Here is a 24911-nt window from a genome sequence, read left to right as displayed (position 1 = left end):
AAATCGGCTGGTTCCCCTTGTCTGGGCTGTGGATGAGTGTCACCCCTCACACGGATCGTAGAGGTGGCCTCCTCCCAGTGTCCCGCACCCGGGACGTACTCAGGAGGAGTGGGGGAGAGGGTGAGGGGTTCCCGACCCGGCGGGGCGGGGGTTCTCGTCCGAGGGGTACGGGGTTCTCGACCGAAGGGTTCGGGGTTCCCGCTTCCCCTCCGGGGGTCGGTGAAACAACGGATGTGAATCCACCCTGTCCAGCGTGCTAATCTTCCGGATGTCGCCAGGCGCTCGCACCACACGGTGAGAGAGTCTGAAAACACCACTCATGCGCGAGTGGCGGAACGGCAGACGCGCTGGCTTCAGGTGCCAGTGTCCTTCGGGACGTGGGGGTTCAAATCCCCCCTCGCGCACAAGCGGGACATCGATAGTGGGTGTCCTTGCAGTATCGACGGAACGGTCGGCATCGTGATCACGGTGCCGACCGTTCCGCGTTTTGCTTGTTCGCTTGTTTCCTTGTTCTCCTCTGTTTCCTTGTTCTCTTCGCTGTTCGGGCGGGGTGTCGTGCGGGGACGCGTTACCGCACGGCGGCCGACGGGTACCGGGTCCGGCACCGCGGAGAACCGAGGCGATCGCAGTGAAACAAGGCGAGGGCGGGGTAACGAGACGATCGCGGTGAAGGAGATGTGAGTCCTCCGGGGTTCGGTCCTTGGCGGCGGTGTCCGTGTTTTCGGCGGTCGGGCCGGGTACGGACAGGCGGGTGGGAGGGAGCGGCAGCGGCGGTCGTCCGCGGGCGGTGGGGGCCTTCCGGGTCCGCGAGCGCGGTTTCCGGACAGACCGAGAGCCGGCGCGGCGACGCGCTTGCATACGCTGGCCGTAGAGGTTGGATCGACGGCGGCTCGGCGGCGAAGGGCCGAGCGCACAGAACGTCCCGGAGGCAGAAAATGGCGAAGCAGGCTCGCGCGGTCCAGACGTGGCGGTCGATCGTGGACGCCGCGGCGAGTGTCTTCGACGACTACGGCTACGAGCGTGCCGCCATCTCGGAGATCCTCCGTCGCGCCAAGGTCACCAAGGGGGCCCTGTACTTCCACTTCGCCTCCAAGGAGGCCATCGCGCAGGCGATCATGGACGAGCAGACCTCCACGGTCGAGTTCGAGCAGGAGGGGTCGCCGCTCCAGTCCCTGGTGGACGGCGGCCAGCAGTTCGCCTTCGCCCTGCGCCACAACGCGATGGCCCGCGCGGGCACCAGGCTCTCCATCGAGGGCGTCTTCCTGGGCGGCCCGCACCCGTGGGGCGACTGGATCGACGCGACCGCCCGGATGCTGGAGCTGGGGCAGGAGCGCGGAGAGGTGTTTCCGCAGATCGACCCCATGGTGTCGGCCAAAATCATCGTCGCCTCGTTCACCGGTATCCAGTTGGTCTCGGAGGCCGATTCCGGTCGCGCCGATCTGCGGGAGCAGGTGGCGGAGATGTGGCGCCACATCCTGCCCTCGATCGCTCATCCCGGTGTCATCGCCCACATCAAGCCGGAGGGCCGGGTGGATCTGGCCGCTCAGGCGCGAGAGAAGGCGGAGCGGGAGGAGCGGGAGGCCCGGGCCGCTGCGGAGGCCAGGGGGGCGGGCTCCGATTCCTCCTCGTACGCGGGCTCCGGGACGGGCGGTGCGGAGCTGCGGAACGGCGGAACCGGTCGCGGTGCGCGAGCCGACGAGGCCGACGACGATGAGGAGCCGGCGGGTGCCGGGGTCGCGGCCGGAGGGTCTGTCTGACCGGGCTCGGCGCGGAGCCGGGACGCGCTTCGACGGCCGATGGGCCGCCTCTCGCGCGGTGCGGTGCGGAGCTGTACGGAGCTGTGTTTCTCCTGTGGTGCGGTATTTCTCGGGCAGCGCTATGTTTCACGTGAAACACCCGATTCATCATGATCATCATACGGTACGGCCGTAGCGTCCCGGCTGTCCGCGGAAGCGCGGGCCGCCCTGCCCGAGAGGGTCCGCGAGCGCTCCCCGCATAATTCTGGACAACTTCGCATCGCTTGCAGGCGCTTACTTTTAGTTATCGCGATGGCGCGGCACCGCAGCACCGCATCAGGCCGGACGGGGCCGGACGGAGCCCGGTGGGCCGGGGGGGCGTCGCACGGTTGTCCACAGGGCCCGGCGCTTCCGGCCCGTCGGCGGTACCGTCTTGCTCGGTCACTGAGGGGCGGGGCCGCCGCCCGCCCGGGGTGCCGGACAGTCGGAAGCGGTACGAGGGTGGGAGGCGACGCTCCATGAGCGGAACCGGGGCGACGACGCCTGAACAGCGGACCACGGGCGAGGACCCGCGCATTCCGATCGTGCCCGGGTTCGCCCGGCGGGGGGCCGGGTCCTCCCCCAAGGCCGCGGGCAAGGTGTTGCGCGAGCGGATACCGCGGTCCTCGCACGCCTCGTTGACCCTGCCGCCGGGACGGCCGGACGCCGTGCGGGCGGTCGAGGAGTCGAACCGGGGCCGGGTGCCGGGCCTGACGCCGATACGGGTGGGCCGGATGGCGGCCACCCCGTTCGCCTTCCTGCGGGGTGCGGCCGGTCTGATGGCCCACGACCTGACGGGCAGCCCCGTCACCGGGGTGGGCGCCCAGCTCTGCGGTGACGCGCACGCGGCCAACTTCGGTCTCTACGGCGACGCCCGGGGCAGCCTGACCATCGATCTGAACGACTTCGACGAGACCGTCTTCGGTCCGTGGGAGTGGGACCTCAAACGGCTCGCCACCTCCCTGGTGCTGGCGGGCCGGGCCGCCGGGGCCGACGAGGACACGTGCCGCCGGGGCGCGTACGACGCGGTAGGGGCCTACCGGCGCACGATGCGGCTGCTGGCCCGGCTGCCCGCCCTCGACGCCTGGAACGCGATCGCCGACGAGGAACTCGTCTCGTACACGGACGCGCGCGACCTGGCCGGCACCTTGGAGCGGGTTTCGGAGAAGGCCCGCCACAACACCAGCGCCCGGTTCGCCTCTCGCTCCACCGAGGAGTGCCCCGACGGCAGCCGGCGCTTCGTGGACGCCCGGCCCGTGCTGCGCCGGGTGCCGGACGCGGAGGCCGCGGCCGTGGCCGCCGGACTCGGCGGCTACCTCTCCACGGTCTCCGAGGACCGGGTACCGCTGCTGGCCCGCTACGCGATCCACGACGTGGCGTTCCGGGTGGTCGGCACCGGCAGCGTGGGGACGCGTTCGTACGTGGTGCTGCTGCTCGACCACCGCGGCGAGCCGCTGATACTCCAGGTGAAGGAGGCGCGCCCTTCGGTGCTCGCCCCTCATCTGCCGGCGGTCGGCTTCGACGTGCCGGAGACGGCGCACGAGGGCCGCCGGGTGGTGCTCGGGCAGAAGCGGATGCAGGTCGTCAGCGACATCCTGCTCGGCTGGGCGGACGTCGACGGCCGGCAGTACCAGGTCCGGCAGTTCCGGAACCGCAAGGGCAGCGTGGACCCCGCCGCGCTCCCCGCCGACCAGGTGGACGACTACGGGCGGATGACCGGCGCGCTGCTCGCCAGGGCGCACGCGCACAGCGCGGATCCCCGCCTGCTGGCGGGCTACTGCGGGAAGAACGACGAACTGGACGAGGCGGTGGCCGCCTTCGCCGTGACGTACGCCGACCGCACGGAGGCGGACCACGCCGAGCTGGTGCGGGCGGTCAAGGCGGGCAGGCTGGCCGCCGAGTTCGGTGTATGACGGGTGACGGGCCCATGAGGCGTACGACGGCTCGGTGAAGCAGACGTACGAGGGCTCGGTGAGGCGTACGACGGCTCGGTGAAGCAGACGTACGAGGGTTTCGTGGGGCGTACGACGGTTGCGCGAGGCGGGCAGGTGAGGGCCGGGAGTCCGGCGCGGGGGCCCGGAGGAGCGGGCCGGGCGGCACGGCCGGTGAGGCGGCGGGTTCCGGGGGCGGGGCGCCCGGGGCTGTGGCGGTGGGCCCCACCGGGTGTGGAGCGGCGCCCCGCCGGGGCCATACGCTGGACGGGTGACCGACGAAGCCGCCGGGGTGCCGACCACCCGGAACGATGAAGACCGGCAGGACAGCGTGCGGCCGGACGCGCCGCAGCCCGTGCCGGAAGCGCAGCACGACGGCCCCGGGGGGCCCGGCGGGCTTGAGGACGCCGCTCCACGCCCGGAGGCACGGCTGGCCAAGGCGGTGCAGGCTGCGGAGCAGGCGTTGATCGAGTTCGAGATCGCGGTGGAGACCTTCCGGGTGGAGGTCGAGAACTTCTCCCGACTGCACCACCAGAGGCTCGGTCCGATGTACGCCCGCCTCGACGAGTTGGACGCGCTGATCGCGGAGGCGCGGGCGGCCCGTACCCAGGACCCGGAGGACGAGCGCAAGGCGCGCGAGGCGCGGGCGGCGGTTCTGCCGATGCCCGGGGTCGACGAGCTGTTCCACGACTGGATGGACGGCGACGGGCTCTCCCCCGAGGCGGCGGCCATGCTCACCGAGCAGCCGGTCCGGCCCCCGAAGCGGGTCCGGCCGAGCGAGGAGGCCCGCAGGCTCTACCGGGAGCTGGCCCGCAAGGCGCACCCGGACCTCGCCCAGGACGAGACGGAGCGGCAGCGCCGGGACGAGTTCATCGCCCGGGTCAACGCCGCCTACGGCCGAGGCGACGTCGAACTGCTCAAGGAACTCGTCGAGGAGTGGGCGGCGGGCCCGGTGCGGCCCCCGGCCCCGTTGAGCGAGAGCGAGGAGCTCTACGCCCGGCTGGAGTGGCTCACCCGGCGCAAGGAGCTGCTGACCGTGCTCGCCAAGGAGCTGGAGGAGGGGCCCATCGGCTCGATGCTGCGGATGGCCCCGGACGACCCCGACCAGCTGTTGGAGGACATCGCGGAACAGCTGCTGGGCGAGGTGTCCCGTCGCGAGACCGAGCTCGCGGAGATGGTGCAGTAGCGTTCCCGGTGACCCTGCCGTGTACGTACGAGAGAAGGCATGACCCATGAATTTCGCCCCGCTGCCCTCGGTCGCCGCCGCGGAGGTGCCGTCGGACGGTTTCGTCCTGGACGTCCGTGAGAACGACGAGTGGGCGGCCGGCCACGTCGAGGGCGCGCTGCACATTCCGATGAGCGACTTCGTGGGCCGCTTCGGCGAGCTGACCGAGGCCGCCGAGGACGGTCGGCGCGTGTACGTGATGTGCCGGGTCGGCGGCCGGTCGGCCCAGGTCACCCAGTACCTGGTGCAGCAGGGGGTCGACGCGGTGAACATCGACGGCGGCATGCAGGCGTGGGACGGCGCCGGACGCCCGATGACCACGGACGACGGGTCGCCCGCCTTCGTCCTCTGAGCCCGCCCCGCCGCCCGCAGCCTCGACCCGCCCGCCCGCAGCCTCGACCAGCCCGTCCCCGCCGCCCGCGGTCTCGACCAGCCCGCCCGCGCGGTCCCGCGGCAGCCACTCCGCCGCGAGGCTCTGCGCACCGACCCGCCCCGGGCCCCCGGCGATGTCCTCCGCGACGGTCTCCGGGGTGAGGGCGGGGCGGTCTCAGCGGTCGAAGTCCAACTCCACCTCCGGGGTGAGCGGATGCGACTGGCAGGCCAGCACGAAGCCCGCCTCGGTCTCCTCCGGCTCCAGCGCGAAGTTGCGGTCCATCCGGACCTCGCCGGTGACGAGGAAGGCCCGGCAGGTCCCGCACACTCCGCCCTTGCAGGCGTACGGAGCGTCCGCGCGGCTCCGCAGCACCGTCTCCAGCAGGGGTTCGGCGTCCTGGACGGGCCAGCTGCCGGAACGGCCGTGGAGGGTGGCCGTCAGCACGGAGTCGGAAGGCGCCGCGACCCTGGCCGCCGTCGTGGCGGGAGGGGCCTCGTCGACGTGGAAGATCTCCTGGTGGACCCGGGAGCGGTCGACGCCGAGCGCCCGCAGCGCTTTCTCGGCGCCCCGTACGAGGCCGAGCGGCCCGCACAGGAACCAGCCGTCCACCTCGGGGACCGGCAGGACGGCGGGGAGCAGGCCGGTGAGCCGTTCGGCGTCCAGCCGCCCGGAGGGGAGGCCGGCCGACTGCTCCTCCCGGGAGAGCGCGGTGACCAGCTGGAAGCGGCCCGGATACCGGTCCTTGAGGTCGGCCACCTCCTCCAGGAACATCGTCGAGGCCGCCGTACGGTCACCGCGAACCAGACAGAACCGGGCCGTGGGCTCCCGGTTGAGCAGGGTGGCCGCCATGGACAGCACCGGGGTGATGCCGCTGCCCCCGACCACCGCGGCGAACAGCCCCGGGCGCGGCCTCAGGACGAACCGGCCCATCGGCGGCATGGCCTCCACCAGGTCCCCGACGGCCAGCTCCTTCAGCGCGTACGTGGAGAAGGCGCCGCCCTCGACCATGCGGATGCCCACGCGCAGCACCGGCTCGCCGGGCGGCTCGACGGCCGGAGCGCAGATCGAGTACGAACGGCGGACCTCCCGGCCGTCCACGGTGTAGCGCACGTTCAGGTGCTGGCCGGGGGTGTGGCGGAAGGTCTCGCGCAACTCGGCCGGCACGGCGAGGGTCACGGCCACCGCGTCGTCCGTGATCCGTTCGATCGCGCTGACCCGGAGCGGATGGAACATCTACAACTCCTTGAAGTGGTCGAACGGTTCACGGCAGGCGACGCAGCGCCGCAGGGCCTTGCACGCCGTGGAGGAGAACCGGCTGAGCAGCTCGGTGTCGGTGGAGCCGCAGTGCGGGCAGCGCACCGACAGCGTCAGGGGCACGGGGCCGCCGTCGGCGCTGTGGGCACGGGGCGGGGCTATGCCGAACTCGGTGAGTTTGCGGCGTCCTTCGGCGCTGATGTCGTCCGTCGACCAGGCCGGCGCCAGGACCGTGACGACGGAGACCTCCGGTACGCCGTGGTCGTGCAGCACCCGCTCGATGTCGGCGGACATGGCCTCGATCGCCGGGCAGCCGGTGTACGTCGGGGTGAGGTGCACGGTCACGCGGCCCGGCCCTTCCACCCGGACGTCCCGCAGGACGCCGAGCTCCGCCAGGGACAGCACCGGCAGCTCGGGGTCGGGCACGGAGCCGGCGAGGTCGCGCAGCTCCGCCTCCAACCGGGTGTCCGTCACCATGACGCCCCCGGGTGGCTTCGGTGCAGGTGCTGCATCTCGGCGATCATGCGGCCGAACGGCTCGGTGTGCAGGCCCTGCCGGCCCGCGCCCGCCGCCCACCCACCGGACTGCGGGCCCGTCGGCAGGGCCAGCGTGGCGCGCTCGACGACGTCGGTGACGGCGGCGAGCCACCTGCTCCGCAGCTCCTCGCGGTCGACGCCGGAGGGCGGGCCGTCCAACTCGTCGACCGGCTGGAACATCTCTCCGGTGAACCGCCACAGCGCGTCCAGCCCGGCCTGCATCCGGCGGTGGCTCTCCTCGGTGCCGTCCCCGAGCCTGAGGACCCACTGCTCGGCGTGGTCGCGGTGGTAGGCGACCTCCTTGACGGCCTTGGCCGCCAGGGGGGCGAACTCGCCGTCCCCGGCCGCCAGCCGCTCGTACAGCAGGTGCTGGTACACCGAGAAGTAGAGCTGGCGGGCGATGGTGTGGGCGAAGTCCCCGTTCGGCTGTTCGACCAGCTGGAGGTTGCGGAAGGCGCGCTCCTCGCGGAGGTACGCCAGCTCGTCCTCGTCCCCGACGAGCGAGAGCAGCACCCGCGCCTGCCCGAGCAGGTCCAGGGCGATGTTGGCGAGGGCCACCTCCTCCTCCAGGACCGGGGCGTGACCGGCCCACTCCCCCAGCCGGTGCGAGAGCACCAGCGCGTCGTCACCGAGGGCGAGTGCGGCGCTCACAGGTGCTTCACCCCGTCCGGGATCTCGTAGAACGTCGGGTGGCGGTAGGGCTTGTCGGCGGCCGGCTCGAAGAAGGAGTCCTTCTCGTCGGGGGAGGAGGCGGTGACCGCGGTGGACGGGACCACCCAGATCGAGACGCCCTCCGAGCGGCGGGTGTAGAGGTCGCGGGCGTTGCGCAGGGCCATCTCGGCGTCCGGCGCGTGCAGGCTGCCCGCATGGGTGTGGGACAGTCCGCGCCGCGAGCGCACGAACACCTCCCACAGGGGCCAGTCGGTCGAGCTGCTCATGCCGTCTCCTCCTCGTGCCGCGCGGACGCGCCGGTCCGCGCCGATGGCTGGTCTGATGCTGCCGCCGCCGATGCCGTCGCCGCCGCTGAGGAGGACGGGGACGGGGACGGCTTCGGGGCGTGTTTGGCGGCGTACGCGGCCGCCGCCTCCCGGACCCAGGCGCCCTCCTCGTGGGCCGTGCGCCGCTGGGCGATCCGCTGTTCGTTGCAGGGGCCGTTGCCCTTGAGGACCTCCTGGAACTCCGACCAGTCGATCGCGCCGAAGTCGTGCCGGCCCAGCTCCTCGTTCCAGCGGATGTCGGGGTCGGGGAGCTCCAGGCCCAGCGCCTCGGCCTGGGGCACGCAGATGTCCACGAAGCGACGGCGCAACTCGTCGTTGGAGTGCCGCTTGATCTTCCAGGCCATGGACTGCTCGGAGTGCGAGGAGGCGTCGTCGGGCGGGCCGAACATCATCAGAGAGGGCCACCACCAGCGGTTCACCGCGTCCTGGGCCATGGCGTGCTGGGCCTCGGTGCCGCGGCTGAGGGCGAGGAGCAGCTCGTACCCCTGGCGCTGGTGGAAGGACTCCTCCTTGCAGATGCGGACCATCGCGCGGGCGTAGGGGCCGTAGGAGCAGCGGCAGAGCGGCACCTGGTTGGTGATCGCCGCCCCGTCCACCAGCCAGCCGATCGCGCCGACGTCGGCCCAGGTCAGCGTGGGGTAGTTGAAGATCGAGGAGTAGCGCTGGCGGCCCGCGTGGAGCTTGTCGAGCAACTCGTCGCGGCTGGCGCCCAGGGTCTCGGCCGCGCTGTAGAGGTACATGCCGTGACCGGCCTCGTCCTGCACCTTGGCCATGAGGATCGCCTTGCGGCGCAGCGAGGGCGCCCGGGTGATCCAGTTGGCCTCGGGCTGCATGCCGATGATCTCGGAGTGGGCGTGCTGGGCCATCTGACGGATCAGCGTCGCCCGGTAGGCGTCCGGCATCCAGTCGCGCGGCTCGATCCGCTCGTCCGCCGCCACGGTCGCGTCGAAGGCCGCGACGCGGTCCGCGTCCGTCGTCCCCGCCGTGCCGAACGTCTTCTGCGTCTTCTGGTCCGCAGTCACTGCCGCCATCCCGGGCTCCCTACCGACCGATCGTTCGGTTCCTTGACTTCAATGGTGGGTCGGAGGCCCGTAGGGTGTCAACCCTGTGGATAACTGAGTGGTGATCGACGGTGATCGGGGCGGGATGGATTCGGACCACGGCAGGAGTTCCGCGGACGGGGGGAAGGACGCCTGGCCGCAGGCGGTGAACCGGTCGGCGGAAGCACAGGACGCTCCCGAGGCCATACCGCCGCCGACGTCGGCACCCCCCGCGCCCTCCGCGCCGGTTGCGCCCCCCGCGCCGCCCGCGCCGTCCGGGACGCCCGCACCGCCCGCGCCGTCCGGGACGCCCGCGTCGACGGGCCCCTCCGTCGCCGGCCGCGGCATAGCCGGGCTCTCCTTCCCGTACCAGGTGGTCGCGGCCCTGGCGCTCTCGCTGATCGGGCTGCTCGCCTGCACCCAGGTGGCCATGGTGTTCCTGCACGTCGCCCCGTCCAACACGCTGACCAAGCAGCACGGGAAGTCGGTCGACCGCTGGATCTATCCGGAGTTCGAGCAGAACTGGAAGCTCTTCGCGCCCAACCCGCTCCAGCAGAACATCGCCGTCCACGTGCGCGCGGAGGTGGTGGGGGAGGACGGCCGCCACACCACACGGTGGATGAACCTGACGCATGAGGACGGCAAAGGGGTGCGCGGCAACTTCTTCCCCAGCCATGTGGACCAGAACGAACTCCGCCGGGGCTGGGACTTCTACGTCAACTCCCATGACAGCGACAACCGCCCCAACGGCCTGCGCGGGGAGCTTTCCGAGCGTTACGTGCGGCGCATCGCGATGCTGCGGCTGAGCGAGCGCGACTACGGCGGCACCATCGAACGCATCCAGCTCCGCTCCGCCACCAGTTCCGTCGCCCCGCCCCCGTGGAGCACGGAGAAGATCAGCACCCGGCCTGTCCACCGTGTCCTCCCCTGGTGGACCGTGACCCCCGACGATCTCCCCGAGAGCGCCAAGGAACGGAGCCGGGACGCGAGCGGGAACGCGACCCACGGTGTGGAGGCGGACCAGTGACCATCCCCCCGCCCGCGTCTCCCCGGAGCCCGGAGCCCCAGGGACCGTCCGAGCCCCGCCCCCACGGGGCAGGTGGCCCCGGCAGCGCAAGTGTTCCCAGCAGCCCCAGGGGCACCGGCGGCCTCGGCGACCCCGGCAGCGGCCCGGCCCGTGCTCTCCAGCGCGTCACCGCCTCGGCCCTCGGCCCCTACCAGAGCGCCGTCGTCCGGATCGGCTTCGCCGCCACCTACCTCTTCTTCCTGCTGCGCGAGCTGCCGAACCGCCATGAGCTGTACGGCCCCGACAGCCCGTGGCACTGGGACCTGGCCCGCCGGCTCACCGCCGGCAACGAGGCGTTCTCGGTCCTCATGTGGACCGACAGCACGGTCTGGTTCGAGGCCGTGTACGCCCTCACCCTGCTGGCCGCCGCGGCGCTGCTGCTCGGGTGGCGGACCCGGGCGATGTCCGTCCTCTTCATGATCGGCGTGCTCTCGGTGCAGAACCGGAGCATCTTCATGGGCGACGGCGGCGACAACGTCGTCCACCTCATGGCGATCTACCTGGTGCTGACCCGCTGCGGCCAGGTCTGGTCGCTGGACGCCCGGCGCGCGGTGTGCGCGGCGCGGCGGTCCGCGGCGGGCCTGCCGCCCGCGCGGGACGTCGTGGGCCCGGTGCTCTGGGTGGTCCTCGGGTGGGTCCTGGTGCCGGCCACGCTGATGGGCGGGCTCGGTGGCACCTGGTGGTTCCCGACCCTGTTGTGGCTCCTCTGGCTCTCCGCCGCCGCCTGGTGGGCGGCGGACCGCTACCACCCGCACGGCGAGCCCCGCGCCCTCCTCGACGTACTGGCCAACCTCGCGCACAACGCCGCGCTCGCCGTGATCATGGCCGAGGTCTGCCTGATCTACGCGACCGCCGGCTGGTACAAGATCCAGGGTTCGCGCTGGCAGGACGGCACCGCGCTGTACTACCCGCTCAACCTCGACTACTTCACCCCGTGGCCCGCCCTGTCGGACCTCCTGGGCTCCAGCGGGCTGATGGTGATGGTGCTGACGTACGGCACGGTCATCGTCCAGGTCGCCTTTCCCTTCACCCTGTTCAACCGGCGCGTCAAGAACGTCCTGCTGGTCGCGATGATCTGCGAGCACCTGGGAATCGCCCTGCTGCTCGGTCTGCCGTTCTTCTCCATGGCGATGATCGCGGCCGACGCGGTGTTCCTCCCCACGGCCTTCCTCGTATGGCTGGGCGTCCGGGTCGCGAACGGCAGGCGGCGGCTGCTCGCCGGCCTGCCCGGTCGGGAGCGCGCCCCCGGGGCGGCAGGGGAGCCCGGGGCGCCCGGCCCCGGGGCCGGTTCCGCGGAACCGGCGGTGTCCGGAGCGGCACGGAAGGGCGAGGGCGGGGAGGAGCCCCGGCGCCGGGGCGGCGGCGGGGGCCATACGCTCGTCGGGTGAGCAGTGAGACCGGCAGAACCCAGCATCCCCCGGCAGCGGAGGGCCCCGTACGGGCGGAGAACCCCCCGGCGGGGCCCGTTCAGGACGAATCCCTTCCGGAAGCCTCCCAGGACCCCGCCCCGGGCCCCCTCCGGGAGGAGCCCCTCCAATACGACGACGGGTACGGCCCGGCCGTCGGCGTCGGGCCGCACCCGCTGCCCTGGCCCGAGGACGAGCGGTACGACCCCGAGCTGCTGGCCCAGGGAGACCGGCGCAACGTCGGCGACGCGTACCGCTACTGGACGCGGGAGGCGATCGTCGCCGACCTCGATCTGCGGCGGCACGATTTCCACGTGGCCGTGGAGAACTGGGGCCACGACTTCAACATCGGCTCGGTGGTGCGGACCGCCAACGCCTTCCTGGCCAAGGAGATCCACATCGTGGGCCGGCGGCGCTGGAACCGGCGCGGAGCCATGGTCACCGACCGCTACCAGCATGTGCGCCACCACCCCGACACCGCGGACCTGACCGCGTGGGCGGCCGACGAGGGGCTGCCGATCATCGGGATCGACAACCTCCCCGGCGCGGTGCCGCTGGAACGCACCGAGCTGCCGCGCCGCTGCGTCCTGCTGTTCGGGCAGGAGGGGCCGGGCCTCACCGAGGAGGCGCGTGAGCACGCCTCCCTGGTGTGCTCGATCGCGCAGTTCGGTTCGACCCGGTCCATCAACGCCGGGGCCGCCGCGGCGATCGCGATGCACGCGTGGATCCAGCGCCACGCCGATGTCCCCGATCCCCGGGACGCCCGCTGACCCGACGTGCGCCGCCCGCCTACGCCTGGCGGCGCACCTCCACCACGCGGAAGCGGTTGGCGACGAAGGCCGCGTCGCACAGGGCCGCGTTGGCGGCGGGGTTGCCCCCCGAACCGTGGAAGTCGGAGAAGGCCGCGGTCTGGTTGACGTAGACCCCGCCGGTCAGGTTCAGCGAGAGCTGGGCGGACTCGTCCAGGCAGACGTCCTCGACCGCGCGCTCCACCTCGGGGGAGGTGGTGTAGGCGCCGACCGTCATCGCCCCCTTCTCGCGGATCGTGCGGCGGAGCAGGTCCAGGGCGGCGGACGTCGACTCGACGGCGACGGCGAAGGAGACCGGGCCGAAGCACTCGGAGAGGTAGGCGGCGTCGTCGTCGCCCTTGGCCCCGTCGAGCTTCACGATCACCGGCGTGCGGACGACGGCGTCGGGGAACTCGGCGTTGGCGACCGTGCGCGAGGGCAGGGCCACCTCGCCCAGCTCGCCGGCCGCCTCGACCCGGGCCCGTACGTCCGGGTTGACCAGCGCGCCGAGCAGGGCGGAAGCGCGGGCGTCGTCGCCGAGCAGTCCGGTGACGGCGGCCGCGATGTCGGCGACCACGTCTTCGTAGGACTTGGCTCCGTCGTCGGTGGCGATGCCGTCCCGGGGGATCAGCAGGTTCTGCGGGGTGGTGCACATCTGGCCGCTGTACAGCGACAGCGAGAACGCGATGTTGGCGAGCATGCCCCGGTAGTCGTCGGTGGAGTCGACGACGATCGTGTTGACGCCGGCCTTCTCCGTGTAGACCTGGGCCTGGCGGGCGTTCTCCTCCAGCCAGTCGCCGAAGGAGGTCGAGCCGGTGTAGTCGATGATCCGGATCTCGGGCCGGAGCGCCAAGGCCTTGGCGACGCCCTCACCGGGGCGCTCGGCGGCCAGCGCGACCAGGTTCGGGTCGAAGCCCGCCTCGTCCAGCACCTCGCGGGCGATGGAGACGGTGAGGGCCAGCGGGAGAACGGCGCGCGGGTGCGGCTTGACCAGCACCGGGTTGCCGGTGGCGAGGGAGGCGAACAGACCCGGGTAGCCGTTCCAGGTGGGGAAGGTGTTGCAGCCGATGACCAGCGCCACGCCCCGGCCGGAGGCGGTGAACGACTTGTGCAACGTCAGCGGGTCGCGTTTGCCCTGGGGCTTGGACCAGTCGGCGGTCTCCGGGGTGCGGACCTGCTCCCGGTAGGCGTACGCCACGGCCTCCAGGCCCCGGTCCTGCGCGTGCGGGCCGCCCGCCTGGAACGCCATCATGAACGCCTGGCCGCTCGTGTGCATCACCGCGTGGGCCAGCTCGTGGGTGCGGGCGCTGATCCGCGACAGGATCTCCAGACAGACCAGGGCCCGGGTCTCCGGCCCCGCCGCCCGCCACGCGCCCATGCCGGCCTTCATCGCCGGAAGCAGGACGTCCGGATCGGCGTGCGGGTACTCGACGCCCAGCTCCGGCCCGTACGGCGAGACCTCGCCGCCGACCCAGCCGTCGGTGCCGGGCTGCCCCAGGTCGAACCGGGAGCCCAGCAGCGCGTCGAAGGCGGCCTTGCCCTCGGCCGCCCCGAGGCTGCCCGGGGCGCCGCCCTCCCCGTACGCCTTCGGATGCTCGGGGTGCGGTGACCAGTACGCACGGGTGCTGATCACCTCGAGGGCCCGGTCGAGCGTGGGCCGGTGGGTCTCGGACAGCTGCTGGGGGGTGCGCGCGGCGGCCATGGCGGACCAACTCCTCATCGAGCCGGGCGGGGACGTACGGATGGAGTTAGAGTAACCGAACGATCGGTCGGGACAAGGGGCCCCAGGGAACCTGTGGACAACTCATGGGGGAGGATCGCGGACATGACCACGGCCAAGCGGGACACGTACACACCGGAGACCCTGCTCACCGTCGCCGTCCGTGTCTTCAACGAGCGCGGTTACGACGGCACGTCCATGGAGCATCTCTCGCGGGCGGCGGGCATCTCGAAGTCCTCCATCTACCACCATGTGGCGGGCAAGGAGGAGCTGCTGCGCCGGGCCGTGAGCCGGGCGCTCGACGGGCTCTTCGCCGTCCTCGACGAGCCGGGGGCCCAGCGCGGGCGCGCGATCGAGCGGGTCGAGTACGTCACGCGCCGGACGGTCGACGTGCTGATGGCCGAAGTCCCCTACGTCACCCTGCTGCTGCGCGTGCGCGGTAACACCAAGACGGAGCGCTGGGCGCTGGAGCGCCGCCGGGAGTTCGACCAGCGGGTCGCGGAGTTGCTCCAGGCCGCGGTGGCCGAGGGCGACCTCCGGGCGGACGTGGACATACGGCTGGCCACCCGGCTGCTGTTCGGCATGGTGAACTCGCTGGTGGAGTGGTACCGGCCGCAGCCGGGCGGTTTCCCCGGCGAGGAGCAGCTCGCGGACACGATCGTCCGGCTCGCCTTCGAGGGGATGCGCGCGAACGGCCGCTGAGCGGCCGCCCCGGGGTGGCGGACGGACCCGCGGCGAGCCGGGACCGCGGTGGGCCGGACCCGCGGTGGGCCGGACCCGCGGTGGGCCGGGGTCGCCGGGTGGTCAGGCGAGCTCGGCCGGGCGCTCCGGGAGCGGGCCGAGGTCCGTCTCCTCGAACACCAGGAGCGTGCGCGTCGAAAGCACCTCGGGGATCGACTGGATCCGGGTGAGGACCAGCTCGCGCAGTGCGCGGTTGTCCGGTGTGTGCACCAGCAGCAGTACGTCGAAATCGCCGCTGACCAGGGCGATGTGCGTGGCTCCGGGCAGGGCCTGGAGCTGCTCGCGCACCGTGCGCCAGGTGTTCTGCACGATCTTGAGCGTGATGTAGGCGGAGGCCCCCTGGCCCGCCCGCTCGTGGTCGATCCGGGCGCCGAAGCCGCGGATCACTCCGTCCTCGACGAGGCGGTTGATCCGGGCGTAGGCGTTGGCGCGCGATACGTGGACCCGTTCGGCCACGGACCGTATCGAAGCGCGGCCGTCCGTCCGGAGGACGCGCAGGATGTCGCGGTCGACGGCGTCCAGCGGGCGCGCGGGCGGGATCGGGGCCGGCTCGGCCGCCCGGCCCGGCTCCTCGTCCGGGTCGGCCATTTGTTCAACTGCCATCGGCCCGCGCCTCCCTGTCGTGGACGACCTGTAGCCATCCCAGGCTGTGGAGAACCGTTTGTCCACAGGCTGGCGGCACCTGTAGCCAAAATGACCCCGCGACCGAACAATCGGTAGGTGAGGCACACCACACCCGTGCCCCGCCCGCTCGTCGATGTTCCGTTCCTTCTTCGACGTCCCGCTCCCGGTCGACACCCACCGACGCCCTGCTCGACACCCGTCGACGCCCCGACCGACACCCTCGGTCCCCTCGATGCCAGGAGGTGCTCCCCATGACGGTCCAAGAGCTGCCCGGCGCGGCCGCCCACCGGCCCATGCCGCCCCCGGCCTGGAAGCCGATCACCGACCCCGCTCCGCTGCTCCCGGACCCGGAGCCCTACCGGGTGCTCGGTACGGACGCGGTCGCCGACGCCGATCCCGCGTTGCTGCTCCGGCTCCACGCCGAGCTGGTGCGCGGGCGCCGCTACAACGCGCAGGCCACCGCGCTGACGAAGCAGGGCCGCCTGGCGGTCTACCCGTCGAGCACCGGCCAGGAGGCGTGCGAGATCGCCGCCGCCCTGGTGCTGGAGGAGCGCGACTGGCTCTTTCCGAGCTACCGCGACACGCTGGCGGCCGTGGTGCGGGGCCTGGACCCGGTGGAGGCGCTGACCCTGCTGCGCGGCGACCGGCACACCGGTTACGACCCGCGCGAGCACCGCATCGCCCCGCTGTGCACCCCGCTCGCCACCCAGCTGCCGCACGCCGTGGGGCTGGCGCACGCGGCCCGGCTCAAGGGCGACGACGTGGTGGCGTTGGCCATGGTCGGCGACGGCGGCACCAGCGAGGGCGATTTCCACGAGGCGCTGAACTTCGCGGCCGTCTGGAAGGCCCCGGTCGTCTTCCTCGTCCAGAACAACGGCTTCGCGATCTCCGTGCCGCTGGCCAAGCAGACCGCCGCCCCCTCCCTGGCCCACAAGGCCGTCGGGTACGGGATGCCGGGCCGGCTCGTCGACGGCAACGACGCGGCCGCCGTGCACCAGGTGCTGAGCGAGGCGGTGGCGCGGGCGCGGCGCGGCGAGGGACCGACGTTGGTCGAGGCGGTCACCTACCGCATGGACGCCCACACCAACGCCGACGACGCCACCCGCTACCGGGGCGACAGCGAGGTCGAGGCGTGGAGGGCCCACGACCCGGTGCTGCTGCTGGAGCGTGAGCTGCTGGAGCGCGGGCTGCTGGACGGGGCGGGCGTCGAGCGGGCGAAGGAGGCCGCCGAACGCATGGCCGCCGCCCTGCGCGACGGGATGAACGCCGATCCGGAGCTGGCGCCGATGGACCTGTTCACCCATGTCTACGCCGAGCAGACCAGCCAGCTCCGGGAACAGGCCGCCGCGCTGCGCGCCGAACTGGACGCCGAGCAGGACCACGACGAGCACGGCACGGAGGCGGGCCGATGACCACCGCGGCAGCGACGGCCGGCGGTCGTACGACGAAGACGAAGCCGGCCACGATGGCGCAGGCCCTCGGGCGCGCGCTGCGCGATTCCATGGCCGAGGACCCCGCCGTCCATGTGCTCGGTGAGGACGTGGGCACGCTCGGCGGGGTCTTCCGGATCACGGACGGGCTGGCGAAGGAGTTCGGCGACGACCGCTGCACCGACACCCCGCTGGCCGAGGCGGGCATCCTCGGCGCGGCGGTCGGCATGGCGATGTACGGGCTGCGGCCCGTGGTGGAGATGCAGTTCGACGCGTTCGCCTACCCGGCGTTCGAGCAGCTGATGAGCCATGTCGCCAAGATGCGCAACCGCACCGGCGGGGCCATGCCCCTGCCCATCACCGTGCGGGTGCCGTACGGCGGCGGGATCGGCGGGGTCGAGCACCACAGCGACTCCTCCGAGGCGTACTACATGGCCACCCCCGGCCTGCACGTCGTCACACCGGCCACGGTCGAGGACGCGTACGGGCTGCTGCGGGCGTCGATCGCCTCGGACGATCCGGTGGTCTTCCTGGAGCCCAAGCGGCTCTACTGGTCCAAGGCCGACTGGGCGCCCGAGGCCCCCGCGGCGGTCGAGCCGATCGGGAAGGCCGTGGTGCGGCGCTCCGGCCGCAGCGCCACCCTGATCACGTACGGGCCTTCGCTGCCGGTCTGTATGGAGGCCGCCGAGGCGGCGGTCGCGGAGGGGTGGGACCTGGAAGTGGTGGATCTGCGTTCCCTGGTTCCGTTCGACGACGAGACGGTGGCCGCTTCGGTGCGGCGCACCGGGCGCGCGGTCGTCGTCCACGAGTCCCCGGGGTTCGGCGGGCCGGGCGGCGAGATCGCGGCCCGGATCACCGAGCGGTGCTTCCACCACCTGGAGGCCCCGGTGCTGCGGGTGGCCGGGTTCGACATCCCGTACCCGCCGCCCATGCTGGAGCGGCACCATCTTCCGGGAGTGGACCGGGTGCTCGACGCGGTGGCGCGGTTGCAGTGGGAGGCGGACAGCTGATGGCCCAGGTGCTCGAGTTCAAGCTGCCGGACCTCGGTGAGGGGCTGACCGAGGCGGAGATCGTCCGCTGGCTGGTGGAGGTGGGCGACGTCGTCGCCGTCGACCAGCCCGTCGTCGAGGTCGAGACGGCCAAGGCCATGGTGGAGGTGCCCTGCCCCTACGGGGGCGTGGTGACGGCGCGGTTCGGCGAGGAGGGTACGGAACTCCCGGTCGGCGCACCGCTGCTGACGGTCGCGGTGGGGGCGACGGAACCCTCCGCTTCTTCCGGTTCCTCCGCCTCCCCCGCCGGGCCCCGGGGCGCCTCGGCTGAGGGCGGAACCGGTGCGGACGGGCCTGCCGCCGGACCGGGCTCCGGTTCCGGTTCTGGTTCTGGTTCTGGTTCCGGGAACGTGCTCGTGGGGTACGGGACCGGGGCTCCGGCCGCCCGGCGACGGCGTATCCGGCCGGAGCGGACCGGCGTCGCCGCGACCGCGCTCCCGTCCACCCCTGCGTCCGCCTCCGTGCCCGCTGCCGCCGCGCCTGTCGCCGGTCCGGTTCCCCCGTCTGCCGTCGCAGGTGAGGTGAACGGCCGGCAGGGGCCCGTGGCCGTGGTCTCGCCGCTCGTACGGCGTCTGGCCCGGGAGCACGGGATCGAACTGCGGCAGGTGACGGGGTCGGGTCCGGACGGGCTGATCCTGCGGGCCGACGTCGACGCCGCGATCCGGATGGCCGGGGCGGCGGAGACGGGAAGCCGTGCGGTGGCCGGGCCCGCGGCGCCGCTCGTGCCGGAGCGGACGGCGGTGGGCGCGGGCGAGCCGGCCGCCGAGCGGATTCCGCTGCGCGGAGTGCGGGGGGCGGTCGCGGACAAGCTGGCGCGCAGCCGTACCGAGATTCCGGACGCCACCTGCTGGGTCGACGCCGACGCCACCGAGCTGATGGCGGTCAGGGCCGCGATGAACGCCGCTACGGGCCCGTCCGCCGGGCCGAAGGTGTCGGTCCTGGCTCTGCTGGCGAGGATCTGCACAGCGGCCCTGGCCAGGTTCCCCGAGCTCAACTCCACCGTGGACACGGAGGCCCGCGAGATCGTCCGGCTGCCCGGGGTGCATCTCGGCTTCGCGGCCCAGACCGAGCGGGGCCTCGTCGTCCCGGTCGTCCGGGACGCGCACACCCGCAACGCGGAGTCGATCGGGGCGGAGATCGTCCGGCTGACCGAGCTGGCGCGGACCGGGAAGCTCAGCCCGGCCCAGCTCACCGGGGGCACCTTCACGCTGAACAACTACGGGGTGTTCGGGGTCGACGGCTCGACGCCGATCATCAACCACCCGGAAGCGGCGATGCTCGGAGTCGGCCGGATCGTCCCCAAGCCCTGGGTGCACCAGGGGGAGCTGGCCGTGCGTCAGGTCGTCCAACTGTCCCTCACCTTCGACCACCGGGTGTGCGACGGCGGCACGGCGGGCGGCTTCCTCCGGTACGTGGCGGACTGCGTCGAACAGCCGGCGGTGCTGCTGCGCACCCTGTAGCCGATGGGCCCGCGGTCGGCGGGCCCGCATCCGATGGGCCTGTAGTCCACCGGCCCGAGGTCTGCGGGACGTTCGGCCGGGCGGCCGGGAGGACGGGTGGTCGGCCAAGCGGCCCGGGGGTCGGGCGGGCGGGCGGTCGGTCAAGCGGCCGGGAGGACGGTCGGGCGGTGCGCTGCCGTGGGGCGACGGCCGCGGGGCCGGGGCCTCTCCACCCCGCCCCGGCCGGGATTCGCCTTTCTACCACCCCGGCCGGGGTGGCGCTCCGGTGTGCCGCCCATACTCGACGTATGACCGCCTACGACGTGATCGTCCTTGCCGGCGGGGCCGCGAAGCGGCTCGGCGGCGCCGACAAGCCGGGGCTCCGGGTGGGCGGCCGGGCGCTGCTCGACCGGGTCCTCGGCGCGTGCGCCGACGCGGCCGTCTCCGTCGTGGTGGGCGGCCGTCGCGCCACCGTCAGACCGGTGACCTGGACCCGTGAAGTGCCGGAGGGCGGCGGCCCGTTGGCGGCGCTCGGCGCGGGGCTGCGGCTGACGACGGCGGAACGCGTCCTCGTCCTCTCCGCCGACCTGCCGTTCCTCGGCCGGGGAACGGTCGACGCGCTGCTCGCCGCCGCCGGTGAGCCGGGCAGGGAAGGGGCCCTGTGCACCGGCCCCGACGGGCGGGACCAGCCGCTCGTGGCCGTCTACCGTGCCGAGCCGCTCCGCCGTGAGCTGGCCCTGATCGCCGCCGAGCACGGAGGTCTCGCCGGGCTGCCGCTGCGGCTCCTGACGGCGGAACTGGACCTCGCCCGCATCGACGCCGGGCCCGACGCCGCGTTCGACTGCGACACCTGGGACGACATCGCCGCCGCCCGGGCCCGGATCAGGGAGCATGGGGCTGTGCTGGACGAATGGATCACCTCGGTCAAGAACGAACTGGGCATCGAACTCGACGTCGACACCGGTGTCCTGCTCGACCTCGCCCGCGACGCCGCCCACGGAGTCGCCCGGCCCGCCGCCCCCCTCACGACCTTCCTGGTCGGGTACGCGGCGGCCAGGGCGAGCGCCGGGGACGGGCCCGACGAGGCCGCCGCAGCGGTCGCGGAGGCCGCCCGGAAGGCCACCGACCTCGCGCTGCGCTGGGAGGCGGAGGCGAACGAGGGGGCGGGGACGGGATCCACCGGGGGCGGACCGGCAGGCGGCTCCGCGGGCGGGACGAGGCCCGGCGCCACGGGCCGTGAGGGGGCCGGGACGCCATGACCGGCCCCGACCGTCCGGCAACCGGCCCCGACCGTCCGGCAACCGGCCCCGACCGTCCGGCACCCGGCTCCGGCCCCGGCGATGACGAGCTCTTCGCGCCGGACCCCGCTCCGCGGGAACCGTCCGGGAGAGGCCGCACCCACGCCGAGGAGGACGTGGCCATCGAGCAGGCGCTCGCCCTGGTCGGCGGCTCGACGCTCGGACCGGTCCGGAACCCCCGCAGGGGCCCGCACGACGGCACGAGCCGCGCCGCCCCGAGCAGCAGCGACCCGGGCACCGGCACCCCGGACAGCAGCGACCCCGGCACCGGCGCACCGGGCATCGGCGGCAGCCACGGCAGCGCCCCGAACGGCAGCCGCCCGGGCCCCCGCGCCCCGGACTCCGGTACCCCGAACCCCGGCGACGCCTCCCCCCGCAGCACCCCGAACGGCGGCGCCCCGGACCGCCGCATCAGGAGCACCGACGCCCCCGGCAGCCGTCGCCCCGCCGCGGGGGGCTCCGCGAAGGCCCCGGCCGGGAGCGGGGCGGGCACCCGGACCGGCGACCGCGTCCGACCCGCCGCCTCCACGCCCCGGCCCGCCGACCCCGCCCCGCCCCTGTCGTGGAGCCGGGCGCGGGCGGTCGCGGCCAGGGCCGGGCGGGTCGGCCCCCTCGCGGCGGTCCGGTTGCCGCTCGACCGTGCGCTGGGGCATGTGCTGGCCGAGCCGCTCGGCGCGCTCACCGATCTGCCGTCCTTCGACACCTCGGCCATGGACGGGTGGGCGGTCGCAGGCCCCGGGCCCTGGACGTTCGAGACCGGGGCCGGAATCCTCGCCGGCCGCAGCGAGGCCACCGCGCTGCCCGACGGCTCCGCCGTACGCATCGCCACCGGCGCCCGGATCCCGCCCGAGGCCACGGCGGTCATCCGCAGCGAGCACGCGTACGCCGACGAGGACAAGGGGCTGCTGTACGCCGAGCGGTCCGTGGCCACCGGGCAGGACATCAGGCCCCGGGGTCAGGAGTGCCGATCGGGCGAACAGCTCGTCCCGGCGGGGACGGTGGTGACCCCGGCCGTGCTGGGCCTCGCCGCGGCCGCGGGGTATGACGCCCTGCCCGCCGTTCCCCGCCCTCGCGTCGACATCCTCGTGCTCGGTGACGAACTGCTCACCACCGGTCTGCCGCACGACGGGCTGATCCGGGACGCTCTCGGGCCCATGCTCGGCCCCTGGCTGCGGGCCCTCGGTGCGGAGGTCGCCGGACCCCGCCGCCTCGGGGACGACGCCGGGGCGCTGCGCGACGTCCTCGCCGCCTCCGACGCCGACCTGATCGTGACCACGGGCGGTACCGCGGCCGGCCCGGTCGACCATGTGCACCCCGTCCTCGACGAACTCGGCGCCGAACTGCTGGTGGACGGGGTCGCGGTACGCCCCGGCCACCCCATGCTCCTGGCACGGCTGCCCGCTCCGGAACAGCCCGGGGAGTACGCGGAGAGGCCGCCGAAGACGCGGCACGGGGAGACGGCGAAGCAGGGCGGGGCAGCGACGGAACGGCGTGCGGGAACACCGGACGGGCCGTACCTGGTCGGGCTGCCCGGGAATCCGCTCGCGGCCGTATCGGGGCTGATGACGCTGGTGGAGCCGTTGCTGGCGGGCCTCGCGGGCCGCCCCGCCCAGGACGCGTACCGGGCCCTCGTCCATGCCGAGGTCCACGGCCATCCGCACGACACCCGCCTCGTTCCCGTCGTCCACCGCGCGGGCCGGGCGGGCGGTCGGGACCATGTCGCGCCCCTGCGCTACAACGGTCCGGCGATGCTGCGGGGGATCGCCGCGGCGGACGGGCTGGCCGTCGTGGAGCCGGGCGGGGTACGGTCCGGCACCGAGGTGGAGATTCTGGATCTCCCGTGGGCCCCGGCGACGCCGTGGACGGAAGGGTGTTTCACGTGAAACTTCCCGGCCACGATGCGATGGCCAGGCGCGCGGACGAACTGGTCGTGCCGACGCGGGTGATGCTCCCCCGCCGGGTGGCCGTCGGCCCGGCCCGCCAGGTCGCCAAACGGCTGCTGATGGCCCTGCTCGTGCTGGCCGCGACCGTGCTGATCGTCTGGCTCGACCGCGGCGGTTACAACGACAACGCCGACGGCTCGGTCGATCTGCTCGACGCGGTTTACTACGCGACGGTCACCCTCTCCACCACCGGGTACGGGGACATCACCCCGTACAGCGACGGAGCCAGGCTGATCAACGTGGTGCTCGTGACACCGCTGCGCGTGCTGTTCCTGATCATCCTGGTCGGCACCACCCTCGAAGTCCTCACGGAACGGACCCGCGAGGACTTCCGGCTGAAGCGTTGGAGATCCAACTTGCGTGACCACACCGTCGTCGTCGGCTTCGGTACGAAGGGCCGCTCGGCGATCATGACCCTCTGCTCCACCGGGCTGCGGAAGGACCAGATCGTCATCGTCGATCCGGCCTCCAAGGTGATCGAGGCCGCCAACGCCGAAGGGTTCACCGGCGTGCTCGGCGACGCCACCCGCAGCGATGTCCTGCTCCGCGCCGAGCTCCAGAAAGCGCGTCAGGTCATCATCGCGACGCAGCGCGACGACACCGCCGTCCTGGTGGCCCTGACCGCACGGCAGTTGAACCGCGGGGCGAAGATCGTGGCTGCGGTGCGCGAGGAGGAGAACGCGCCGCTCCTGCGGCAGTCCGGAGCCGACGCCGTCATCACCAGCGCCAGCGCTGCCGGGCGGCTGCTCGGCCTCTCCGTCCTCAGCCCCAGCGCGGGCACCGTGATGGAGGACCTGATCCAGCAGGGCAGCGGCCTCGACCTGGTGGAACGGCCGGTCATAAAGGCCGAGGTGGGCAAGAACGTGCGGGAGACGGAGGACCTCGTCGTCAGCGTCCTGCGCGGCCACCGGCTACTCGGTTACGACGACCCGTCGGCGAGCCCGTTGCAGCTCACGGACCGGGTCATCACCATCGTGCGGAAGAGTCCCAGCTCCACCTCCGTGCCCCACAACCCGATGCCGCCGCGTCCCTGACCCGCCGGCGGGCCCCGGAACGTACGGACGCCGGGGCCCCGGAACGTACGGGCTCCGGGGCCCCGGAACGTACGGGCTCCGGGGCCCCGGGGCGCCCGCCGGGCCCCGCCCGTACGGCCGCCCGCCGCGGACCGTGCGCGGGGCGCCCGCGCTGTACGCCACGCGCCTGAGTACACGCGGTACTCCTGGGTGCGCGTCGAGCCGGAGTAGCCTCGCGGCCATGTATGCGATCACGATTCCTGAACCCGGCGGCCCCGAGGCGCTCGTGTGGGCCGAGGCGCCCGATCCCGTACCCGGCGACGGCGAGGTCCTCGTCGAGGTCGTCTCCAGCGCCGTGAACCGCGCGGACGTGCTCCAGCGCCAGGGCTTCTACAACCCGCCGCCCGGCGCGTCCCCCCACCCCGGCCTGGAGTGCGCGGGCCGCGTCCTCGCACTCGGCCCCGACGTGACCGGCTGGGCGGTCGGCGACGAGGTGTGCGCGCTGCTGGCCGGCGGCGGCTACGCGGAGAAGGTCGCCGTGCCGGCGGGCCAGCTCCTCCCCGTACCGAAGGGCGTCGACCTGGTCGAGGCCGCGGCGCTCCCCGAGGTCGCCTGCACCGTGTGGTCGAACGTCTTCATGATCTCCCACCTGCGCCCCGGCGAGACCTTCCTGGTCCACGGCGGTTCCAGCGGTATCGGCACCATGGCGATCCAGCTCGCCAAAGCGGTCGGGGCCCGGGTCGCGGTCACGGCGGGCAGCCCGGAGAAGCTCGCCCGCTGCGCCGAGCTGGGGGCGGACATCCTCATCGACTACCGCGAGCAGGACTTCGTCGAGGAGGTGCGGGAGAACACCGCCGGGGCCGGGGCCGACGTCATCCTGGACCTCATCGGCGCGAAGTACCTGGACCGGAACGTACAGGCGCTCGCCGTCAACGGCCGCCTCGCGATCATCGGGCTCCAGGGCGGCGCCAAGGGCGAGCTGAACCTCGGAGCCCTGCTGACCAAGCGGGCCGCCGTCACCGCGACCTCCCTGCGGGGCCGCCCGCTCCAGGAGAAGGCCGCCATCGTCGCCGCCGTACGCGAACACGTGTGGCCGTTGATCGAGGACGGCGTGGTCCGGCCCGTGGTGGACCGCACGCTGCCGATGGCCGACGCCGCCGAGGCGCACCGGGTGCTGGAGTCCAGCGGGCACGTCGGCAAGGTGCTGCTGGCCGCGCCGTCGGCAGGGGCCTGACCCCTCGCGGCGCCGGGAGACGGCAGGG

At 73.3% G+C, this 24911-nt stretch carries 22 protein-coding genes and 1 tRNA gene; 16 read left to right on the top strand and 7 right to left on the bottom strand.

Annotation, left to right across the window (positions count from 1 at the left end; genetic code table 11):
- The first annotated feature begins 321 nt into the window (after positions 1–321).
- The 5 genes from ACH4K1_RS13200 to ACH4K1_RS13180 all read left to right on the top strand — a co-directional run bounded on the left by ACH4K1_RS13200 (position 322) and on the right by ACH4K1_RS13180 (position 5283).
- A tRNA-Leu gene (locus ACH4K1_RS13200) sits at positions 322–404 on the top strand.
- A 531-nt stretch (positions 405–935) separates the two neighbouring features.
- Positions 936–1757: a ScbR family autoregulator-binding transcription factor gene (locus ACH4K1_RS13195; protein ID WP_398089105.1), complete on the top strand. Its 822-nt coding sequence runs from the start codon at positions 936–938 to the stop codon at positions 1755–1757.
- A 497-nt stretch (positions 1758–2254) separates the two neighbouring features.
- A complete protein-coding gene (locus ACH4K1_RS13190) occupies positions 2255–3688 on the top strand; it encodes a DUF2252 domain-containing protein (protein ID WP_398089103.1) in 1434 nt (477 codons plus the stop codon).
- Positions 3689–3977: 289 nt separating this feature from the next.
- On the top strand, positions 3978–4892 hold the full coding sequence (locus tag ACH4K1_RS13185; RefSeq protein WP_398089101.1) for a hypothetical protein: 915 nt from the start codon (positions 3978–3980) through the stop codon (positions 4890–4892).
- 46 nt (positions 4893–4938) lie between these two features.
- Positions 4939–5283 (top strand): rhodanese-like domain-containing protein, encoded by a 345-nt coding sequence (locus ACH4K1_RS13180; protein WP_398089100.1) that lies wholly within the window; start codon positions 4939–4941, stop codon positions 5281–5283.
- A 195-nt stretch (positions 5284–5478) separates the two neighbouring features.
- Here ACH4K1_RS13180 and ACH4K1_RS13175 read toward each other — a convergent pair whose 3' ends face one another.
- From ACH4K1_RS13175 to paaA, 5 genes are read right to left on the bottom strand one after another with little or no spacing between them, the layout of a single operon-like run.
- Complete coding sequence (locus ACH4K1_RS13175) at positions 5479–6537, bottom strand: 2Fe-2S iron-sulfur cluster-binding protein (protein WP_398089098.1); 1059 nt, start codon at positions 6535–6537, stop codon at positions 5479–5481.
- The gene (gene paaD, locus ACH4K1_RS13170) at positions 6538–7035 is read right to left on the bottom strand and encodes a 1,2-phenylacetyl-CoA epoxidase subunit PaaD (RefSeq protein WP_398089097.1); all 498 of its coding nucleotides are present in this window, start codon (positions 7033–7035) and stop codon (positions 6538–6540) included.
- Positions 7029–7745, bottom strand: coding sequence for a 1,2-phenylacetyl-CoA epoxidase subunit PaaC (gene paaC / locus ACH4K1_RS13165; protein ID WP_398089095.1), 717 nt, complete (start codon positions 7743–7745; stop codon positions 7029–7031). The genes paaD and paaC overlap by 7 nt, the downstream gene beginning before the upstream one ends.
- A complete protein-coding gene (gene paaB / locus ACH4K1_RS13160; RefSeq protein ID WP_030115881.1) occupies positions 7742–8032 on the bottom strand; it encodes a 1,2-phenylacetyl-CoA epoxidase subunit PaaB in 291 nt (96 codons plus the stop codon). The genes paaC and paaB overlap by 4 nt, the downstream gene beginning before the upstream one ends.
- Positions 8029–9123: a 1,2-phenylacetyl-CoA epoxidase subunit PaaA gene (gene paaA / locus ACH4K1_RS13155; RefSeq protein WP_398089093.1), complete on the bottom strand. Its 1095-nt coding sequence runs from the start codon at positions 9121–9123 to the stop codon at positions 8029–8031. The genes paaB and paaA overlap by 4 nt, the downstream gene beginning before the upstream one ends.
- Positions 9124–9238: 115 nt before the next feature.
- Here paaA and ACH4K1_RS13150 point away from each other — a divergent pair, with 115 nt between their 5' ends.
- From ACH4K1_RS13150 to ACH4K1_RS13140, 3 genes are read left to right on the top strand one after another with little or no spacing between them, the layout of a single operon-like run.
- On the top strand, positions 9239–10159 hold the full coding sequence (locus ACH4K1_RS13150; RefSeq protein WP_398089284.1) for a DUF5819 family protein: 921 nt from the start codon (positions 9239–9241) through the stop codon (positions 10157–10159).
- Positions 10156–11586 (top strand): HTTM domain-containing protein, encoded by a 1431-nt coding sequence (locus ACH4K1_RS13145; protein WP_398089092.1) that lies wholly within the window; start codon positions 10156–10158, stop codon positions 11584–11586. The genes ACH4K1_RS13150 and ACH4K1_RS13145 overlap by 4 nt, the downstream gene beginning before the upstream one ends.
- On the top strand, positions 11583–12374 hold the full coding sequence (locus tag ACH4K1_RS13140) for a TrmH family RNA methyltransferase (RefSeq protein ID WP_398089090.1): 792 nt from the start codon (positions 11583–11585) through the stop codon (positions 12372–12374). The genes ACH4K1_RS13145 and ACH4K1_RS13140 overlap by 4 nt, the downstream gene beginning before the upstream one ends.
- Positions 12375–12393: 19 nt before the next feature.
- On the opposite strand, the gene paaN is transcribed toward ACH4K1_RS13140, so the two are convergent.
- On the bottom strand, positions 12394–14094 hold the full coding sequence (gene paaN, locus ACH4K1_RS13135; protein WP_398089089.1) for a phenylacetic acid degradation protein PaaN: 1701 nt from the start codon (positions 14092–14094) through the stop codon (positions 12394–12396).
- A gap of 123 nt (positions 14095–14217) precedes the next feature.
- Between paaN and ACH4K1_RS13130 the strand changes: the two genes are divergently transcribed.
- A complete protein-coding gene (locus tag ACH4K1_RS13130; RefSeq protein WP_228993710.1) occupies positions 14218–14814 on the top strand; it encodes a TetR/AcrR family transcriptional regulator in 597 nt (198 codons plus the stop codon).
- Between the two features lie 102 nt (positions 14815–14916).
- On the opposite strand, the gene ACH4K1_RS13125 is transcribed toward ACH4K1_RS13130, so the two are convergent.
- The gene (locus tag ACH4K1_RS13125; RefSeq protein ID WP_398089087.1) at positions 14917–15456 is read right to left on the bottom strand and encodes an Lrp/AsnC family transcriptional regulator; all 540 of its coding nucleotides are present in this window, start codon (positions 15454–15456) and stop codon (positions 14917–14919) included.
- Between the two features lie 272 nt (positions 15457–15728).
- Here ACH4K1_RS13125 and pdhA point away from each other — a divergent pair, with 272 nt between their 5' ends.
- The 7 genes from pdhA to ACH4K1_RS13090 all read left to right on the top strand — a co-directional run bounded on the left by pdhA (position 15729) and on the right by ACH4K1_RS13090 (position 24883).
- Entirely contained in the window at positions 15729–16889 is a 1161-nt protein-coding gene (gene pdhA, locus ACH4K1_RS13120; protein ID WP_398089085.1) for a pyruvate dehydrogenase (acetyl-transferring) E1 component subunit alpha, read from the top strand.
- Entirely contained in the window at positions 16886–17917 is a 1032-nt protein-coding gene (locus tag ACH4K1_RS13115) for an alpha-ketoacid dehydrogenase subunit beta (protein WP_398089084.1), read from the top strand. The genes pdhA and ACH4K1_RS13115 overlap by 4 nt, the downstream gene beginning before the upstream one ends.
- Positions 17917–19416: a dihydrolipoamide acetyltransferase family protein gene (locus ACH4K1_RS13110; RefSeq protein ID WP_398089083.1), complete on the top strand. Its 1500-nt coding sequence runs from the start codon at positions 17917–17919 to the stop codon at positions 19414–19416. Before ACH4K1_RS13115 ends, ACH4K1_RS13110 begins: the two co-directional genes overlap by 1 nt.
- A 287-nt stretch (positions 19417–19703) precedes the next feature.
- The gene (locus tag ACH4K1_RS13105; RefSeq protein ID WP_398089082.1) at positions 19704–20654 is read left to right on the top strand and encodes a DUF6457 domain-containing protein; all 951 of its coding nucleotides are present in this window, start codon (positions 19704–19706) and stop codon (positions 20652–20654) included.
- Positions 20655–20815: 161 nt separating this feature from the next.
- A complete protein-coding gene (locus tag ACH4K1_RS13100; RefSeq protein ID WP_398089282.1) occupies positions 20816–22576 on the top strand; it encodes a molybdopterin-binding protein in 1761 nt (586 codons plus the stop codon).
- Entirely contained in the window at positions 22534–23670 is a 1137-nt protein-coding gene (locus ACH4K1_RS13095; RefSeq protein WP_228993721.1) for a TrkA family potassium uptake protein, read from the top strand. Before ACH4K1_RS13100 ends, ACH4K1_RS13095 begins: the two co-directional genes overlap by 43 nt.
- 220 nt (positions 23671–23890) lie before the next feature.
- A complete protein-coding gene (locus ACH4K1_RS13090) occupies positions 23891–24883 on the top strand; it encodes an NAD(P)H-quinone oxidoreductase (protein WP_398089080.1) in 993 nt (330 codons plus the stop codon).
- Positions 24884–24911 lie beyond the last annotated feature (28 nt).

This window comes from Streptomyces sp. NPDC017448 (assembly GCF_044330565.1).
In the GTDB taxonomy this organism is placed as follows: Bacteria; Actinomycetota; Actinomycetes; order Streptomycetales; family Streptomycetaceae; genus Streptomyces.
Note: the sequence above shows the minus strand (reverse complement) of the source record. Positions and strands in the feature narration are given on the sequence as shown.

What these genes read in the sequence shown, in the direction of transcription:
- paaB (WP_030115881.1), bottom strand. Translation starts at nt 8,032, where the DNA reads ATGAGCAGCTCGACCGACTGGCCCCTGTGGGAGGTGTTCGTGCGCTCG.
- paaD (WP_398089097.1), bottom strand. Translation starts at nt 7,035, where the DNA reads ATGGTGACGGACACCCGGTTGGAGGCGGAGCTGCGCGACCTCGCCGGC.
- paaN (WP_398089089.1), bottom strand. Translation starts at nt 14,094, where the DNA reads ATGGCCGCCGCGCGCACCCCCCAGCAGCTGTCCGAGACCCACCGGCCC.
- ACH4K1_RS13130 (WP_228993710.1), top strand. Translation starts at nt 14,218, where the DNA reads ATGACCACGGCCAAGCGGGACACGTACACACCGGAGACCCTGCTCACC.
- paaA (WP_398089093.1), bottom strand. Translation starts at nt 9,123, where the DNA reads ATGGCGGCAGTGACTGCGGACCAGAAGACGCAGAAGACGTTCGGCACG.
- ACH4K1_RS13195 (WP_398089105.1), top strand. Translation starts at nt 936, where the DNA reads ATGGCGAAGCAGGCTCGCGCGGTCCAGACGTGGCGGTCGATCGTGGAC.
- ACH4K1_RS13180 (WP_398089100.1), top strand. Translation starts at nt 4,939, where the DNA reads ATGAATTTCGCCCCGCTGCCCTCGGTCGCCGCCGCGGAGGTGCCGTCG.
- ACH4K1_RS13105 (WP_398089082.1), top strand. Translation starts at nt 19,704, where the DNA reads ATGACCGCCTACGACGTGATCGTCCTTGCCGGCGGGGCCGCGAAGCGG.
- ACH4K1_RS13175 (WP_398089098.1), bottom strand. Translation starts at nt 6,537, where the DNA reads ATGTTCCATCCGCTCCGGGTCAGCGCGATCGAACGGATCACGGACGAC.
- ACH4K1_RS13090 (WP_398089080.1), top strand. Translation starts at nt 23,891, where the DNA reads ATGTATGCGATCACGATTCCTGAACCCGGCGGCCCCGAGGCGCTCGTG.
- ACH4K1_RS13115 (WP_398089084.1), top strand. Translation starts at nt 16,886, where the DNA reads ATGACCACCGCGGCAGCGACGGCCGGCGGTCGTACGACGAAGACGAAG.
- ACH4K1_RS13150 (WP_398089284.1), top strand. Translation starts at nt 9,239, where the DNA reads ATGGATTCGGACCACGGCAGGAGTTCCGCGGACGGGGGGAAGGACGCC.
- ACH4K1_RS13190 (WP_398089103.1), top strand. Translation starts at nt 2,255, where the DNA reads ATGAGCGGAACCGGGGCGACGACGCCTGAACAGCGGACCACGGGCGAG.
- ACH4K1_RS13125 (WP_398089087.1), bottom strand. Translation starts at nt 15,456, where the DNA reads ATGGCAGTTGAACAAATGGCCGACCCGGACGAGGAGCCGGGCCGGGCG.
- ACH4K1_RS13110 (WP_398089083.1), top strand. Translation starts at nt 17,917, where the DNA reads ATGGCCCAGGTGCTCGAGTTCAAGCTGCCGGACCTCGGTGAGGGGCTG.
- pdhA (WP_398089085.1), top strand. Translation starts at nt 15,729, where the DNA reads ATGACGGTCCAAGAGCTGCCCGGCGCGGCCGCCCACCGGCCCATGCCG.